Source organism: Spongiactinospora gelatinilytica, from assembly GCF_003236385.1.
Taxonomy (GTDB): domain Bacteria; phylum Actinomycetota; class Actinomycetes; order Streptosporangiales; family Streptosporangiaceae; genus Spongiactinospora; species Spongiactinospora gelatinilytica.
Window position 1 is genome coordinate 1 of the sequence record NZ_POUA01000207.1, and the last position, 13,332, is coordinate 13,332.

At 70.3% G+C, this 13,332-nt stretch carries 16 protein-coding genes; 9 read left to right on the forward strand and 7 right to left on the reverse strand.

Annotation, left to right across the window (positions count from 1 at the left end):
- Nucleotides 1-76: 76 nt before the first annotated feature.
- The 5 genes from C1I98_RS23710 to C1I98_RS23735 form a co-directional block, all read right to left on the reverse strand.
- A complete protein-coding gene (locus tag C1I98_RS23710) occupies nt 77-907 on the reverse strand; it encodes a carbohydrate ABC transporter permease (protein WP_111169632.1) in 831 nt (276 codons plus the stop codon).
- Nucleotides 904-1,833 carry a carbohydrate ABC transporter permease gene (locus C1I98_RS23715; RefSeq protein WP_199537153.1) on the reverse strand — a complete coding sequence of 310 codons (930 nt, stop codon included), beginning with the start codon at nt 1,831-1,833 and terminating at the stop codon, nt 904-906. Before C1I98_RS23715 ends, C1I98_RS23710 begins: the two co-directional genes overlap by 4 nt.
- Nucleotides 1,830-3,131 (reverse strand): ABC transporter substrate-binding protein, encoded by a 1,302-nt coding sequence (locus tag C1I98_RS23720; protein ID WP_111169633.1) that lies wholly within the window; start codon nt 3,129-3,131, stop codon nt 1,830-1,832. The genes C1I98_RS23715 and C1I98_RS23720 overlap by 4 nt, the downstream gene beginning before the upstream one ends.
- A complete protein-coding gene (locus C1I98_RS23725) occupies nt 3,128-4,417 on the reverse strand; it encodes an alpha-glucosidase/alpha-galactosidase (RefSeq protein WP_233508119.1) in 1,290 nt (429 codons plus the stop codon). The genes C1I98_RS23720 and C1I98_RS23725 overlap by 4 nt, the downstream gene beginning before the upstream one ends.
- Before the next feature lie 582 nt (nt 4,418-4,999).
- A complete protein-coding gene (locus C1I98_RS23735) occupies nt 5,000-5,935 on the reverse strand; it encodes a zinc-dependent alcohol dehydrogenase (RefSeq protein WP_111169636.1) in 936 nt (311 codons plus the stop codon).
- A gap of 172 nt (nt 5,936-6,107) precedes the next feature.
- Here C1I98_RS23735 and C1I98_RS23740 point away from each other — a divergent pair, with 172 nt between their 5' ends.
- Both C1I98_RS23740 and C1I98_RS23745 read left to right on the forward strand, forming a co-directional pair.
- Nucleotides 6,108-6,899, forward strand: a complete 792-nt coding sequence (locus C1I98_RS23740) for an SDR family NAD(P)-dependent oxidoreductase (RefSeq protein WP_111169637.1) — start codon at nt 6,108-6,110, stop codon at nt 6,897-6,899.
- Between the two features lie 93 nt (nt 6,900-6,992).
- Entirely contained in the window at nt 6,993-7,832 is an 840-nt protein-coding gene (locus tag C1I98_RS23745) for an SAM-dependent methyltransferase (RefSeq protein ID WP_111169638.1), read from the forward strand.
- 25 nt (nt 7,833-7,857) lie between these two features.
- On the opposite strand, the gene C1I98_RS23750 is transcribed toward C1I98_RS23745, so the two are convergent.
- Both C1I98_RS23750 and C1I98_RS23755 read right to left on the reverse strand, forming a co-directional pair.
- Nucleotides 7,858-8,178 (reverse strand): DMT family transporter, encoded by a 321-nt coding sequence (locus tag C1I98_RS23750; protein ID WP_111169639.1) that lies wholly within the window; start codon nt 8,176-8,178, stop codon nt 7,858-7,860.
- The gene (locus tag C1I98_RS23755; protein ID WP_111169640.1) at nt 8,178-8,825 is read right to left on the reverse strand and encodes an FMN-dependent NADH-azoreductase; all 648 of its coding nucleotides are present in this window, start codon (nt 8,823-8,825) and stop codon (nt 8,178-8,180) included. The genes C1I98_RS23750 and C1I98_RS23755 overlap by 1 nt, the downstream gene beginning before the upstream one ends.
- Before the next feature lie 100 nt (nt 8,826-8,925).
- Here C1I98_RS23755 and C1I98_RS23760 point away from each other — a divergent pair, with 100 nt between their 5' ends.
- The 7 genes from C1I98_RS23760 (at nt 8,926) to C1I98_RS43100 (ending at nt 13,313) form a co-directional block, all read left to right on the forward strand.
- The gene (locus C1I98_RS23760; RefSeq protein WP_111169641.1) at nt 8,926-9,519 is read left to right on the forward strand and encodes a TetR/AcrR family transcriptional regulator; all 594 of its coding nucleotides are present in this window, start codon (nt 8,926-8,928) and stop codon (nt 9,517-9,519) included.
- Nucleotides 9,520-9,661: 142 nt separating this feature from the next.
- A complete protein-coding gene (locus C1I98_RS23765) occupies nt 9,662-10,159 on the forward strand; it encodes a hypothetical protein (RefSeq protein ID WP_111169642.1) in 498 nt (165 codons plus the stop codon).
- Between the two features lie 115 nt (nt 10,160-10,274).
- Nucleotides 10,275-10,679, forward strand: a complete 405-nt coding sequence (locus C1I98_RS45100) for a serine hydrolase domain-containing protein (RefSeq protein WP_199537154.1) — start codon at nt 10,275-10,277, stop codon at nt 10,677-10,679.
- Entirely contained in the window at nt 10,676-11,266 is a 591-nt protein-coding gene (locus tag C1I98_RS45105) for a serine hydrolase (RefSeq protein ID WP_368773542.1), read from the forward strand. The genes C1I98_RS45100 and C1I98_RS45105 overlap by 4 nt, the downstream gene beginning before the upstream one ends.
- Nucleotides 11,267-11,767: 501 nt before the next feature.
- Nucleotides 11,768-12,331, forward strand: coding sequence for a DUF5994 family protein (locus tag C1I98_RS44235; RefSeq protein ID WP_233508120.1), 564 nt, complete (start codon nt 11,768-11,770; stop codon nt 12,329-12,331).
- Nucleotides 12,332-12,407: 76 nt separating this feature from the next.
- Nucleotides 12,408-12,797 (forward strand): STAS domain-containing protein, encoded by a 390-nt coding sequence (locus C1I98_RS23780; RefSeq protein WP_233508121.1) that lies wholly within the window; start codon nt 12,408-12,410, stop codon nt 12,795-12,797.
- A 228-nt stretch (nt 12,798-13,025) separates the two neighbouring features.
- Nucleotides 13,026-13,313 (forward strand): lipopolysaccharide assembly protein LapA domain-containing protein, encoded by a 288-nt coding sequence (locus tag C1I98_RS43100; protein ID WP_199537155.1) that lies wholly within the window; start codon nt 13,026-13,028, stop codon nt 13,311-13,313.
- Nucleotides 13,314-13,332: the final 19 nt, after the last annotated feature.

The following is a 13,332-nucleotide window of genomic DNA, read 5'->3' on the forward strand; positions in this document are numbered from 1 at the left end:
GGGTGTGGCGGGGTGTGGCGGCGGGCCCGGCATGCGGGCCCGGCATGCGGCCCCGGCATGCGGCCCCGCGGCGTGTTCAGCCCTTGACCGCGCCGGTCAGCGCCTGGACGAAACGGCGCTGGCCGACGAGGAACACCACGAGCACCGGCAGCGTGACCATGACCGCGCCCGCCATGATCGCGGGCCAGTTGGCCCGGTGCAGCCCCTGGAAGGTGGTCAGGCCCACCTGAAGGGTGTAGTTGGCCTCGGAGTTGATCGCCACCAGCGGCCAGAACAGGTCGTTCCAGGCCGTGATGAACGTGATGATGCCCAGCGCGGCCAGCGCGGGCCGCGCCACCGGCAGCACGACCCGGAACAGCACGCCGAGCCGGGAGCACCCGTCGATCCGCGCGGCCTCCTCCAGCTCGCCGGGGAAGGACCGGAAGAACGACGTCATCAGATAGATGCCCACCGCCGAGCTGAGCTGCGGCACGATCAGCGCGCCCAGCGTGTCGGTGAGCCCCACCTTGCTGAAGATCAGGAAGGTGGGGATGACCGTGAGCTGGAACGGGATCAGCGAGGTCGCGATGACCAGTACCAGCGTGAGCCTGGAGCCGATGAACCTGATCCTGGCGAAGGCGTAGCCCGCCATGCTGCACAGCACGAGCTGCGCGAGCACGATCGAGGCCGACACGACCAGGCTGTTGAGGAACCAGCGGGGGAAGTCGGAGCGCTCCATGACGCTGCGGTAGCCGTCCAGGTCGATGGCCTGCGGCCAGAACGCCGGAGGGAAGCGGTTCAGCTCGGTCTGGGTCATCACCGAGCTGAGCAGCAGCCACACGAACGGCAGCACGGTGACGATCGACATTGGCACGAGGATCAGGTGCCACTTGCTGGGGAGCCTGAGGCGCCGCCTGCGTCCGCTCATGCCCTGGCCCTCCTTCGCAGCAGCACGACCAGCCCGCCGAGCAGCATCAGCAGCAACATCCCGGCGAACAGGGTGTAGGCCACCGCCGCGCCGTACCCGGCCGCGGAGAACTTGAAGACCAGTTGCCAGACGTAGTAGACGATCGTGACGGTGGAGTTGGCCGGGCCGCCCTGCGTGGTGGTCATCACCAGGTCGAAGAACTGCAGGGCGTCGATCACGCCCCAGACCGCCAGGAAGATCGTCATCGGCCGCACCGACGGCACGATGATGTGCCGGAAGGTGCTCCACCGCCCGGCGCCGTCGATCGCGGCGGCGTCGAGCACCTCCTTGCTGATCTCCTGGATGGCGGCCAGGTAGATCACCACGGTGAACCCGAAGCGGGTCCACAGGAACACCGCGGTCAGCACCAGCATGGCCTGCGACGGGCTGCCGAGCAGGCCCTGCACCGGCAGCCCGAGGGTCGCCAGCACGCCGTTCAGCAGCCCGAAGTCACGGTCGAAGATGTAGCCCATCAGCAGGCCGACGGAGGTGGCCGAGACCACGTAGGGGACCAGGAAGCAGGTGCGGTAGAAGCCGATCCCGCGTACCTTGCGGTTCAGCAGCACCGCGACCGTCAGCCCGATGACCAGCGACGCGGGGAGGTAGAGGACCACGATGAGCCCGGTGTTGCGCAGCGCCTGGAAGAACACCGGGTCCTGCAGCAGCGCCTGGTAGTTGGCCGCCCCGACGTTGGTGCCGGCCCGCATCAGGTCGGAGTCGGTGAACGACAGCGCCAGCGCCCAGGCCATCGGGACCAGTGAGAACCCCAGGAGGATCAACGTGGCGGGGCCCGCGAAGGACCAGCCGGCCACGTGGTCGCCCAGCTTGCGCCGGTTCCAGCCGAGCGCGTGGCGGGCGGCGGGCGCACCGGCCGCTATGCCGCTCACGATCCCGGTACGGCCAGCGCCGCCTCCGACTTGCGGACCGCCTCGTCCAGCGCCGTCTTGACATCGGACCTGCCCAGGAGGGCCTGGGCGATGGCCTCGGCCACGAAGGAGGACACCCGCGGGTACTTGGTGGTCGGCGGCCTGACCCGCTTGGCGTTGGCCAGGTTGGCGGAGATCACCTCAATGCCCGGATATTTCTTGAGATAGTCCTGGTATCCGGGCAGCTTGCTGATCGATTCGCGGATCGGCAGCGAGCCGGTGTCGATCATCCACTCCAACTGCCGCTCCGCCGAGGTCAGCCAGGACAGGAACTCCGCGGCGGCCTTCACCCGGCGCTCGTCGTGCTGGAACACCACCCAGTTGTCGGGCCCGGAGACGGTCTCATGGTTGCCCGCGGTGCCCGGCAGTTGCGCCACGCCGTAGTCCAGCTTGGCCGCCTGGAGGTCGGGCAGCACCCACGGGCCGGACAGGAACATCCCGATCCGGTCGGACTCGAACAGCTTCTGCGACTTCTCGGCGGCCGTGCTGTCGAGGTAGATGGACTTGTCGTCGACCGCCATGTCCCGCAGCAGGCCGAGCGCCTTCTGCCCGGCCGCGGAGTTGAACACGGCCTTCTTGTGGTCGGGGGACAGGATGTCGCCGCCGTTCTGCCAGACCAGCGGCCACAGGCCCCAGACCGCCTCCTCGCCGCCGCTGATCGGCCAGGTGGTCCCGAAGACCCCCTTCTTCGCGTCGGTCGTCTTCCTGGCGGCGGCCCGGAAGTCCTCCCACGTCCAGTCCGGCCCCGGCTCCTGCACACCGGCCCTGGCGAACATTCTCTTGTTGTAGAGGACGACCATGTTGTCCACCACGGCGGGAAAGCCGATGACCTTCCCCTCGATGGTGGCCGCCTCGCGCTCGCCGGCCCAGAAGTCGGACCAGCCGACGGCCGGGTTCTTGACGAACTCGGTGAGGTCGGCCGTCTTGGGGTTCCTGGCCACGTTGGGCGCCCAGGAGCCGTAGAGGTAGGCGATGTCGGGGTAGGCGTCGGAGGTCAGCGCCGCGGTGATCTTGGGCAGCATGCCGTCGGGGGTGACGCCACCGGACTCGCTGCGCACCTTGATGCCGTGATCGCCCTTGTTGAACCGCGCGACCAGCTTCTCGATCGACTTGGCGGCCACACCCGCCTGGCCGTGCCATAGGGTGATCTCCACAGGGCCGCTCGCGGGCGGCTCCTCTCCCCCGCCACAGCCCGCGACGGCCAGGGACAGGGCGGTGACCGCGGCGAGTACGGCCGGCCGCGTCGTACGCCACCTCATCGGACGCCCTCCGGCATCAGGTCGCCGTGGGCGGCGATCATCTCGTCCACGAGATCGTGGATCTGCTGGAGGGTGAGCGTGGCCGAGGCGTTCGGGTCCAGCATGGCCGCATGGTAGACGTGGTCCCTGCGGCCTTCGAGCGCGGCCCGCACGGTCAGGTCGCCGACGTTCAGGAACGTCTGGTTCAGCGCGGCGAGCTGCGGCGGCAGCTCGCCGATGCGGGTCGGGCGCACCCCCGCCCGGTCCACCAGGCAGGGCACCTCCACGCAGGCGTCCGGCGGCAGGTTGGCGATGAGCCCGTCGTTGCGGACGTTGCCGTGGACGACCCGGGGCGTGCCGGTCTCGATGGAGTGGATGACCTCCGAGGCCAGCTCCATCATCGGCTCGATCTCGACGCCCTCTCCCGCGTCGAGCCTGCGCCTGGTCTCGGCGTAGGTGTCGAGATTCTCCTCCGACCAGCGCAGGTAGACCTCCACCGGGATGCGGAAGTGGGCGACCTGGTCGTCGTGGTGCAGGAACCACGGGAGGTACTCCGAGCCGTGCTCGCTGGACTCGGTCGGGAAGTGGCCGAAGCGGCGGTACATCTCCACCCTGACGGTCCGGCGCAGCTCGGGGTCGCGCTCGATGACCTCGTCCAGGGCCGGGTAGAGGTCGTGGCCCCGGTGCTCGAAGCGGAGTACGAACGCCTGGTGGTTGGCGCCCGCCGTGACGAAGGAGATTTCCTCCTCCGGCACGCCCACCAGCGAGGCGAGCCGTTTTTGGGTGTCGCGCACCGAGTGGCACAGGCCCACCACCCGCCGGAACGGCGTGCCCTGGTAGACCGCGCGGGGGATCATCGCCATCGGGTTGGTGTAGTTGAGCAGCAGGGCGTCGGGGGCCAGTTCCGCCAGGTCGTTGCCCAGCCCGACCATGACCGGGATGGTGCGCAGCGCGCGGAAGATCCCGCCGACGCCCAGGGTGTCGGCGATGGTCTGGCGCAGGCCGTAGCGGCGCGGGATCTCGAAGTCCAGGCGGGTCGCCGCGTGGCCGCCGACCGCGATCTCGTTGATCACGTAGTCGGCGCCCGCCACGGCGGCGCGGCGGTCGGCGTGCGCCTCCACCTTGGCTCCGCTGCCCAGCTCGGCGACCATCCACTCGGCCATCGCCTCGGCCGTGGCGAGCCGCTGCGCATCGATATCGTGCAGGACCAGCGTGGACTCCTCCAGCCCGGGGAGGGTGAGGATGTCGGAGAGGACGTTCTTGGTGAATTCGACGCTGCCCGCGCCGATGAAGACGATGCGTGCCACGGGGTGATTCCCTCCACAGAGCACGGCGGGCATTTGGGGCCGCCCGCTGCGTGCGGCGAGTATAGCCATCCATCCGCCATGCAGACCAGAGTTCCACATTACGGAAAGATTGATTGAACGTTCAGCGAATAGCGCAGATTCAGCCGCCCATCAGGTAGGCGGATCTCTTGACGTCGAGATATTTGTTGACTACATCCTTTCGGCGTGAAATTTTCTAGATCACGGAACTTATTTCCACAGCACGGAACGAGAGTGAGCGCATGGCCAGTCCTCGGAGGCCTTCACGCGAGTGGCCATGGTCGCGGCTCTGGCCGCCGCCGTGGGCCCGGTGGCGACCTCCACGGCCACCGCCGGCACGGACCCCGCGCCCGCGAAGGGCCCCGCGGCCAAGAGCGCCATTTGGCGCCCGCCCCTGAACAGCCGCTGGCAGTACCAGCTCCAGGGCACCAGCGACTTCCCCGCGACGGGCGGCGTCAACGTCAACGTGTGCAAGGTGGTGCAGCCCGGTGGCGAGTGCGTGCGACCCACTGTGTTCGACATCGCCGCACGGCCGGTGCCGGGCAAGGGCGCGTCCGCTGTGCTTCACGGGACGAGCAGCGCCTTGACCGGCGCGGTACCGCCGTTCATCAGCCCGGTGAAGACCTTCGCGCCGTCCTCCAGCGGGAAGGTCCCCACCCAGCTCAGGTCCCAGTCGCCGACCAGGGCGGCGGCCGCGGCGAAGTCGGCGTCGCCGTAGGCGAACGACCCGAGCACCCGCTGCTCGCCGCGCACCAGGCCGGAGGCGTCGAAGCCGGCCGTCGAATCGGCGAGGCCGAGCCAGACCGCGATCCCGCCGGGGCGCAGCAGCTCGAGCGAGGCCCGGTGGGTGGCCGCCGCGCCGACGGCGTCGAAGACGACGTCGTACTCGCCGGTCAGTTCGGCCACCGCCGCGTGCGCGCCCAGCCCGGCCGCGATCGACCTGCGGCTTTCGGCCCGGTCGGCGACCTCCACCCGCGCGGCCCCGCCGGACAGCGCGACCTGGGAGCAGGCCAGCCCGATCGCGCCCGCGCCGATGATCCCGACGCGGGCCCCGGCCGGCGCGCCGGCCAGCGACCAGGCGTGCACGGCGTTCGCCACGGGTTCCACCACACCGGCCGCGTCCCAGGACAGGCCCGCGGGCATCTCGGTCAGGGCGCCGGCCGGTACGGCCACCCGCTCGGCGAATCCGCCGGGCAGGTGAACCCCGATGATCCGCCGCCGCCGGCACACGTTGCGCAGGCCGAGCCCGCACACGTCACAGTCGCCGCACGACAGGATCGGGTTGACGATCACCTGCCGCCCGTCGTCGGTACGGCCCGCGAACTCGTGCCCCATCACCAGCGGGGGCACCCGGAAACCGGGCGTCTTGACCCCATGGAGTTCGCTTCCGCAGATCCCCGAGGCCATCACGTGCACCAGGACCTCGCCGGCCCCGACCTCCGGCTCGGCCACGTCGCGCACCTCCACAGTGCCCGGCCCGGTGAAGACCATCGCCCTCATCGATACTAGCCTCGATTCCGTATAACAGAACGCTATTCCGAATGAGCGACAGGACACCAGCAACCGGTGCCGCTGTCAAGAGTCATCACAGCTTCACCGAAGTTCCGCTACTCGGAATGCTGGTGCATGATACGGAATCAGTGTTAGCTTGAGGTGACGAGGAAGGAACGTCATGCGCGGACTCGCCGGCAAGAGAGTGCTGATCAGCGGTGGCAGCAGCGGCATCGGCGCGGCCACCGCCCGCCGGTTCCTGGAGGAGGGCGCCCGCGTGGTGCTGGGCGGCCTCGATCAGGCCGAGGTGGACCGTACGGTGGGCGAGTTGTCCACGCTGTCGGCCCTGTCCGGGCCGTCTGGGCCCGCCGAGGTGACCGGCCTGGCCGGTGACGTCAGTGCGGAGAGCGGCGCGGCGGCGCTGGTGGACGGTGCGATCGCCGCGCTGGGCGGGATCGACGTACTGGTCAACAACGCGGGCACGGCCTGGCGCGAGCCGTTCCTGGAGATCACCCCCGCGCACTGGGACCGGATCATCTCCGTCAACCTGCGCGGCATGTTCCTGGTCGCCCAGGCCACGGCCCGCCACATGGTCGAGCGCGGGGCGGGCGGGGTGATCCTCAACATGTCCTCCACCAACGGGCTCGGCGGCGAGGCGGACTACGCCCACTACAACGCCTCCAAGGGCGGCGTGCTGCTGCTCACCAAGACCATGGCGGTCGAGCTGGGCCGGCACGGCATCCGTGTCAACGCGCTGTGCCCCGGCTACATCAAGACCCCGCTCAACGCGCAGATCTCGGAAGGGCTCGCCGACGACTTCGTCTCCGGCTACGAGAGCGGCCACATCCCGCTCGGCCGGGCCGGGCTGGCCGAGGAGGTCGCGGCCGGGTACGCGTTCCTGGCGTCCGATGACGCCTCGTTCGTCCACGGCACCGAGCTGGTGATCGACGGAGGCCAGTTGGCGATCATGTGATCGCCCCGTCGTACCGCCTCGCGGGTGTGGCCCGGGCCCCGTACCCTATATGCTCACCGGAGCCATCGGACGAGCTGGTACGGAGGTCATACCATGGCCGACGAAAGCGCCTCGACGCCCCCTGTCACCCCGGAGGGCCGATCCACGCCGAAGATCAACACCAAGGTGGCCCACCCCGCCCGGATCTACGACTACTACCTGGGCGGCAAGGACAACTTCCCGGCCGACCGGGAGGCCGCGGAGAAGATGATCTCCGCCACCCGGGGCGGTGTCCGGGCGGGCGCGCGGCAGAACCGCGCGTTCCTGGTGCGCGCCGTACGCGCGCTCACCGATGCCGGGATCAGGCAGTTCCTCGACATCGGCACCGGGATTCCCACCTCGCCCAACGTCCACGAGGTCGCCCAGCAGGCCGTTCCCGACGCCCGGGTGGCCTATGTGGACAACGACCCGATCGTCCTCGTCCACGCCCGCGCGCTGATGACCGGGACCGGCGGGACCAGCATCATCCAGGCCGACCTGCGCGAGCCCGGCACCATCCTGGAGGACCCGCAGACCCGCGCCACGATCGACTTCACCCAGCCGGTGGGCGTGCTGCTGGTGGCGGTCCTGCAGTTCTTCACCGAGGCCGACGACCCGCACGGCATCGTGCGCCGGCTGCTGGCCGCCGTCCCCTCGGGCAGCCACCTGGTCGTCTCGCACTACACCGCCGACTTCAACCCCGCCGCCGCGACGCGCGGCGCGGTGGGCGCCTACGACAAGGCCACCGCTCCCCTGGTCCCGCGTGACCGCGAGGAGGTCGGCCGCTTCTTCACCGGGCTCGACATGCTCGACCCCGGTGTCGTACAGGCCTCCCGCTGGCGGCCCGACGGCCCGGCGCCGGACATCCCCGGCGGGCACCCGTGGGTGTGGGCGGGCGCGGGCGTCAAGCCCTGACCCCGGCCGGGCCTCTGGCGCGGCCTCAGCCCGGCTCGGTGGCGCGGGCCAGGACGGTGCCGCCCACGATCAGGGAAAGGGCCGCGACCCGGGCGAGCGTGACCGGGTCGCGGTGGATCAACACCCCGAGGACGACGGCCCCGACCGCGCCGATCCCGGTGCACACCGCGTAGGCGGTGCCGACCGGCAGCGTACGCATCGACAGCGACAGCAGGTAGACGGCCACGGCGGCGAGCGCGAAACAGATCAGCGTGGGCAGCGGCCTGGTGAAGTTCTCCGTCGGCTTGATGCTCTGCGACCAGGCGATCTCCACGGCTCCGGCGGCCAACAGCAGCGCCCAGCTCATCAGTGCTCACCTCCCAGTGCGCGGGCGGCGCGCAGCGCGGCGGCGTAGGACTCCTCGTGCTCGGCCCTCAGGTGGGCGAGCGCCGGATCGACGCGGGCGTTGGTCAGTTCGGTGTTGACGAAGACGGTGTCGCGCACCGCGAGGTGCCCGGCGAGGAAGTCGCGCAGGTAGCGCTCCTGGTGGTCGTAGGGCTCCTTCGGGGTGCCCGGGCCGTACGCGCCGCCGCGCGCGGTGGCGATCACGAACCGGCGGCCGGCCAGCGACATCCTGGGGAACGTCACCTGGTCGATCCACGCCTTCAGCGTCGCCGGGACCGAGTAGTTGTACATCGGCGTGGCGATCAGCACCACGTCGGCGTTCACCAGCTCGGTGAGCAGCGGCTCGACGATCGCCCAGGCCGCCGCCCCGGCCGGGCCGCGGACCGCCTCCTTGAGGCGGTCGATGTCGGTGATGCCGTGTTCGAGGACGTGATCGCACAGCTCCGTCCACGCCTCGCCGGGCGGCGGGACGGGCCGTTCGTGCAGGTCACGGTAGACGTAGCCGCCGTCGGGGTGGGCGGCCCGCCAGGCCTCGGCGAACGTCTGGCCCAGGCGGCGGCTGAGCGAACGGCGGCGGGCGCTCGCGTCCAGGTGCAGCAGGGTGGTCATGGGAGGCTCCTCGGAATCAAGTGGACATTGTGTCCGTTTCTGACCGTAGCGGCCAACCGGACAGTGCGTCCAGTTCACTGGGTGGACTACAGTCACCGGCATGCGACGCCGTACCGACCTGCTGTCCGGAAAGCCGGCGCCCGAGCGGGCCGACGCCGCCCGCAACCGGGCCAAGGTGCTGCGCGCCGCCGCCGGCCTGTTCGCCACGCGCGACCCGCGCGGCGTCACCATGGACGAGATCGCCAAGGCCGCCGGCGTGGGCCGCGGCACCCTGTACCGGCGCTATCCCGACACGGGCTCGATCGCGCTCGCGCTGCTCGACGAGTACGAACGCGACCTTCAGGAACGGCTGCTGCGCGGCGAGCCGCCGCTCGGCCCCGGCGCGCCGCCCGGCCGGCGGCTGGCCGCCTTCTACGCCGCCATGGTCGGCCTGCTGGAAAAGCACGGCCACCTGGTGCTCGGCGCGGAGGCCGGGCGGATGCGTTACGCCAGCGGCGCGTACGGCTTCTGGCACGCGCACGTCCGCGCGCTGCTCGTCGCGGGGGCGGTCCCCGACCCGGACGCGCTCACGGACACACTGCTCGCCCCGCTCGCCGCGGAGGTCTACCTCCGCCAGCGCGAACGCGGGCTCACCCCCGGGCGGATCGCGGCGGCGCTGGCCCGGCTCGCCGAGGGCGTACTGCCGCCAGAGTGAGCAACATATGGTCATACCGCATGAAAAATGGCTATGCCTGCTGTGGGGACCGGTCGCTCATATATGAATGAGAGGACGACTCGCAGACAGGAGATCCCACAATGCGGGAAGTGATCGGGGCGGCCACCCCGGGAAGTGCGGCGTGACCGTCGGCAGGGCGAGCGGTTCCTGGCTGGGCGCGGCGATCGTGCTGGCCGTGGCCTTCGGGGCGGGCCTGGCGCTCCAACCGTTGCTGCCGGCGCTGCGGGTCTCCCTGTGCGAACTGGTCGCCGTACGCCGGGCGGCGGTCCCGGTACCCCCGGAAAACGCCACGCCGCAGGAGACCGTCACGGCGTACCTGCGGGCGGTGGCGGCCAGGGACGACGACGCGATCCAGGAGATGAGCACGCCCTCGTTCCTGCGCGCCCACGGCGCCCGGGGGCACGGCTGCGAATACCAGAGCCTGACCCGCATCCGCGTCGGCGCACCGTACCCGGACACGGTCCCGGGCTTCCGCCTGGGCGCGGGCGTCCCGGCGGAGTACTGGGTCGTACAGGTCGACACGGGCCCGGAGCCCGACGGCCCCCGCTCCTACACCTTCCTGGTCGCCCGCGACACCCCCACCGAACGCTGGCGAGTAGCCGACTTCGGCAACGGCTGACCTCCACCCGCCGCACCCGCCACCAGGCGGTCACCGGGTCCGGTTCCAGGCGGTACATCCGGCGGCCCTACTCGGCTTGACCTTGCCCCAGGGGCAAGGCTCGACGATGCTCCGCATGAACAACAACGCACTGCGTGCCGTCGAGACCCAGATCCGCGAGCAGGCCGCCGCCTACTGCGAGTCCGGCAACGTCCCCGGCTTCGAGGCCGGCGTCCACCACGCGGGCGAGCAGATCGTCGTCGCCCACGGCACCGCGAACGTCGCCACCGGCGCACCGATGCTCGAAGACACCGGATTTCTCTTCGGCTCGGTCACCAAGGTCATGACCACCACGTTGGTCCTGCAGCAGGTCGATCGGGGAGTGCTGGACCTGGAGGCGCCGGTGGTGAAGTACCTTCCCGAGTTCGCCCTGACCGCACCCGGCGCGGCGGACAAGATCCTCGTGCGGCACCCGATCTCGCACACCAACGGCATCGACGGGGACCTGTTCCCCCCGATGCCAAGGGCCGCGACGCCCTGAAGACCTACGTCACCGGCCTAGCGCGCAGCGGCGGCAGCCTGTTCGAGCCCGGCGAGCAGCTCAGCTACTCCAACGGCGGCATGATCGTCGCGGGCCGCCTGCTGGAGGTGGTGACCGGCACGCCCTTCCCCGACCCGCTCGAACGCGACGTCTATGCACCCATCGGCATGAAGGACTCCTGTACCTCGGCCGAGCAGGCCATCTTGCGCAGCACGGCCATCGGCCACTTCCTGGCTCTGGTCGCCGAAGTGCGGCAGGACATCGACCTCACCCCGTACGTGGGCACCTACCGCTCCGATCAGCTCCGGATCGACGTCGGCATCGTCGATGGCCGGCTCGAGGAGCGGACGACCTACGAGCCGACGGACGAATCGCAGGAGCGAATCTTCACCGAGTTCGCCGGCGGCGTGACCTCCGCCCCGCCACAGCGCTACGTGCCCATCCGGCCCGGCCTTTTCGCGCCCGCCGAATACCCGCTGGAAACGTTCGACGGATACCTACGCCTGCTGCTCGTCTCCTACCACGACATCCGCGACGGCCGAGCACACTTCCGCAACGGCGGCGGCCGCCTGATCCGGCGGGCCTGACCGTTGCGAACGGCCTGACCGCCAGGTGGATCGTCACCGACACCCTCGGGCCACTCCTGGCCGTGCTGGTCACCGCCACCTCGGTCCAGGACTCGAGCGCCGGCGCCACCCTTCTCCACCGCCCGTCCCGCCACCTGCCGTAGCGACATGCGGATCGTCCGCCGCGAACCCGGCGCCCGGGGATTCACCCCAAAGGCCCTGCCGGCCGGTCCGAAGCCCTGATCCGTATCGCCGTGACCGATCTCATCACCCGCCGTCTCACCAGCGAATCCACCCCGGCATGGCGCGGCACCTGACTCCGGGATCAGACAGGGCGGAACACCCGCTAAGGGCATTTTTCCACAAGGCACCCGCCCTGCCACTGCCGGAAATTGGTAACTCCGGCAGTAAAGAGGTAAACTTAAATTACCGAGGACTTTTCGAGCGTTGGCACTCAGGTCGGCGTCGCCCCCGGCGAACCACCACCGCGTCCTTCCAAGGGCCCGGATAGGCCAGGCGACCATGACGCCGAGAGTTGCAGCTCATCTCAACCCACCGAACGCCGCCGCCGACGCTTTCGCCGCGATCGGCTCTACGGTCCGGCTCAGGCTGGATCCTCACTTTTGCCGGCGGGGCACCGTAGACGGGGCGTGGTGGCCTCGCTCTCGCGAGGCCGCCGCCGAACTACCCGCTCTAATCGCCGTCGTCGACCAGCGGCTGGCGCAGATCACGATGCGCGTCGGCCTGCATGGCGACGCATGGGACGACGCTCCGCACCACATCCCGGCCCACGGGCGCCGGATCCGGGTGGGCTGGTCCCGCCACGCCAACGCACACCTGGTCAGCCTGGTCTCCATGGGTGCCGAGCCGATCAGGCTGCTGGTCATCCCGCCGGACACCGCCGTCGGCCCGGCAGCCGCCGCGCTCGCCCTTTCCGTCCGCGGCGCGCCCGGCCGGCGCCCCGCCGACATCCTCGGCGCCGCACACCGGACAGCCGCGGCCGGCCTCGGTAGCCCGGATGCGGACGGCCCGGCCCACGGGGAAAACCAGAGCGGGAACACCAGCGATCAGCCGTCCACCGCCTGACAGCGGCCTATCGGTACCCGGCCTGATCGGCCTGGCCGGCAGGCCCCCTCCCAAATGTTCTCCGAACGGAGCGATCATGATCACCATCGACAGACCCATCATCGACAGACCCAGCGCCACCGTGGACGGTATGCGCACCGGCAAGGGCGGCCCGCGGGCCGGCGCCGTCGCCGCCGGGTCGTGCGCCGCCGCGACGACCATCCGCTTGACCGGTGAGATCGACATCTTCACCAGCCACGCGCTTCGTGAGCGTCTGCTGCGGGTCCTGTGCTACAGCACGAACCTGCTCGTTCTCGACCTGTCCGAGGTGTCGTTCTACGATGCCTCCGGACTGGCCGTCCTGGTCGGCATCCAGCGCCGTGCCCGGGCGATGGGCATCACCCTGGCCCTGGCCGCTCCCCGTCCGTACGTGTCCAAGCTGTTGCGCATCACCGGCCTGGGCCGCAGCCTGCGGGTGTTGGCCTGACCGATCCGCGCTCCCGACTCCGCCAGGGACCCGCTGTCCACCCGAGCGCGGGACCGGGCGGCAGGAGATCTCTATCCGAGCGCCGCTCCACCAACCCTTGCTCACTGAAAGGCCATCATGGACATCCTGCACCGCCTCCGTAACAGATCCGAGCCATCCCCCGAAACGGCCGGGGGCACTGCGCCCCACGGTGATGAGGCGCCGGCGACGGCCCCGCGCCCTGCGGACGTGGGCTCAAGCATCGAGGACTCCAGGCCGGTGCCCGTCACCCGCACCAGCGTGGCCTGGGCGGGCGTGTGGGCCGCCGCGCTCGTGTCCATCGCCTTCATCGTGTTCATGCTGCAGAACACGACCCTTACGCAGGTGTCCTTTCTCGGCCTGCACGGTACGCTGCCGCTGGCGGTCGCGATGCTGATCGCCATGGTCAGTGGGATCTTGCTCACCTTGGTGCTCGGTACCGCCCGTATCACTCAACTCCGCCGCCTGGCCCGTCCGCGCCGGCGTCACAACCGGTAACGGAGAGCGCTCCCTTGCG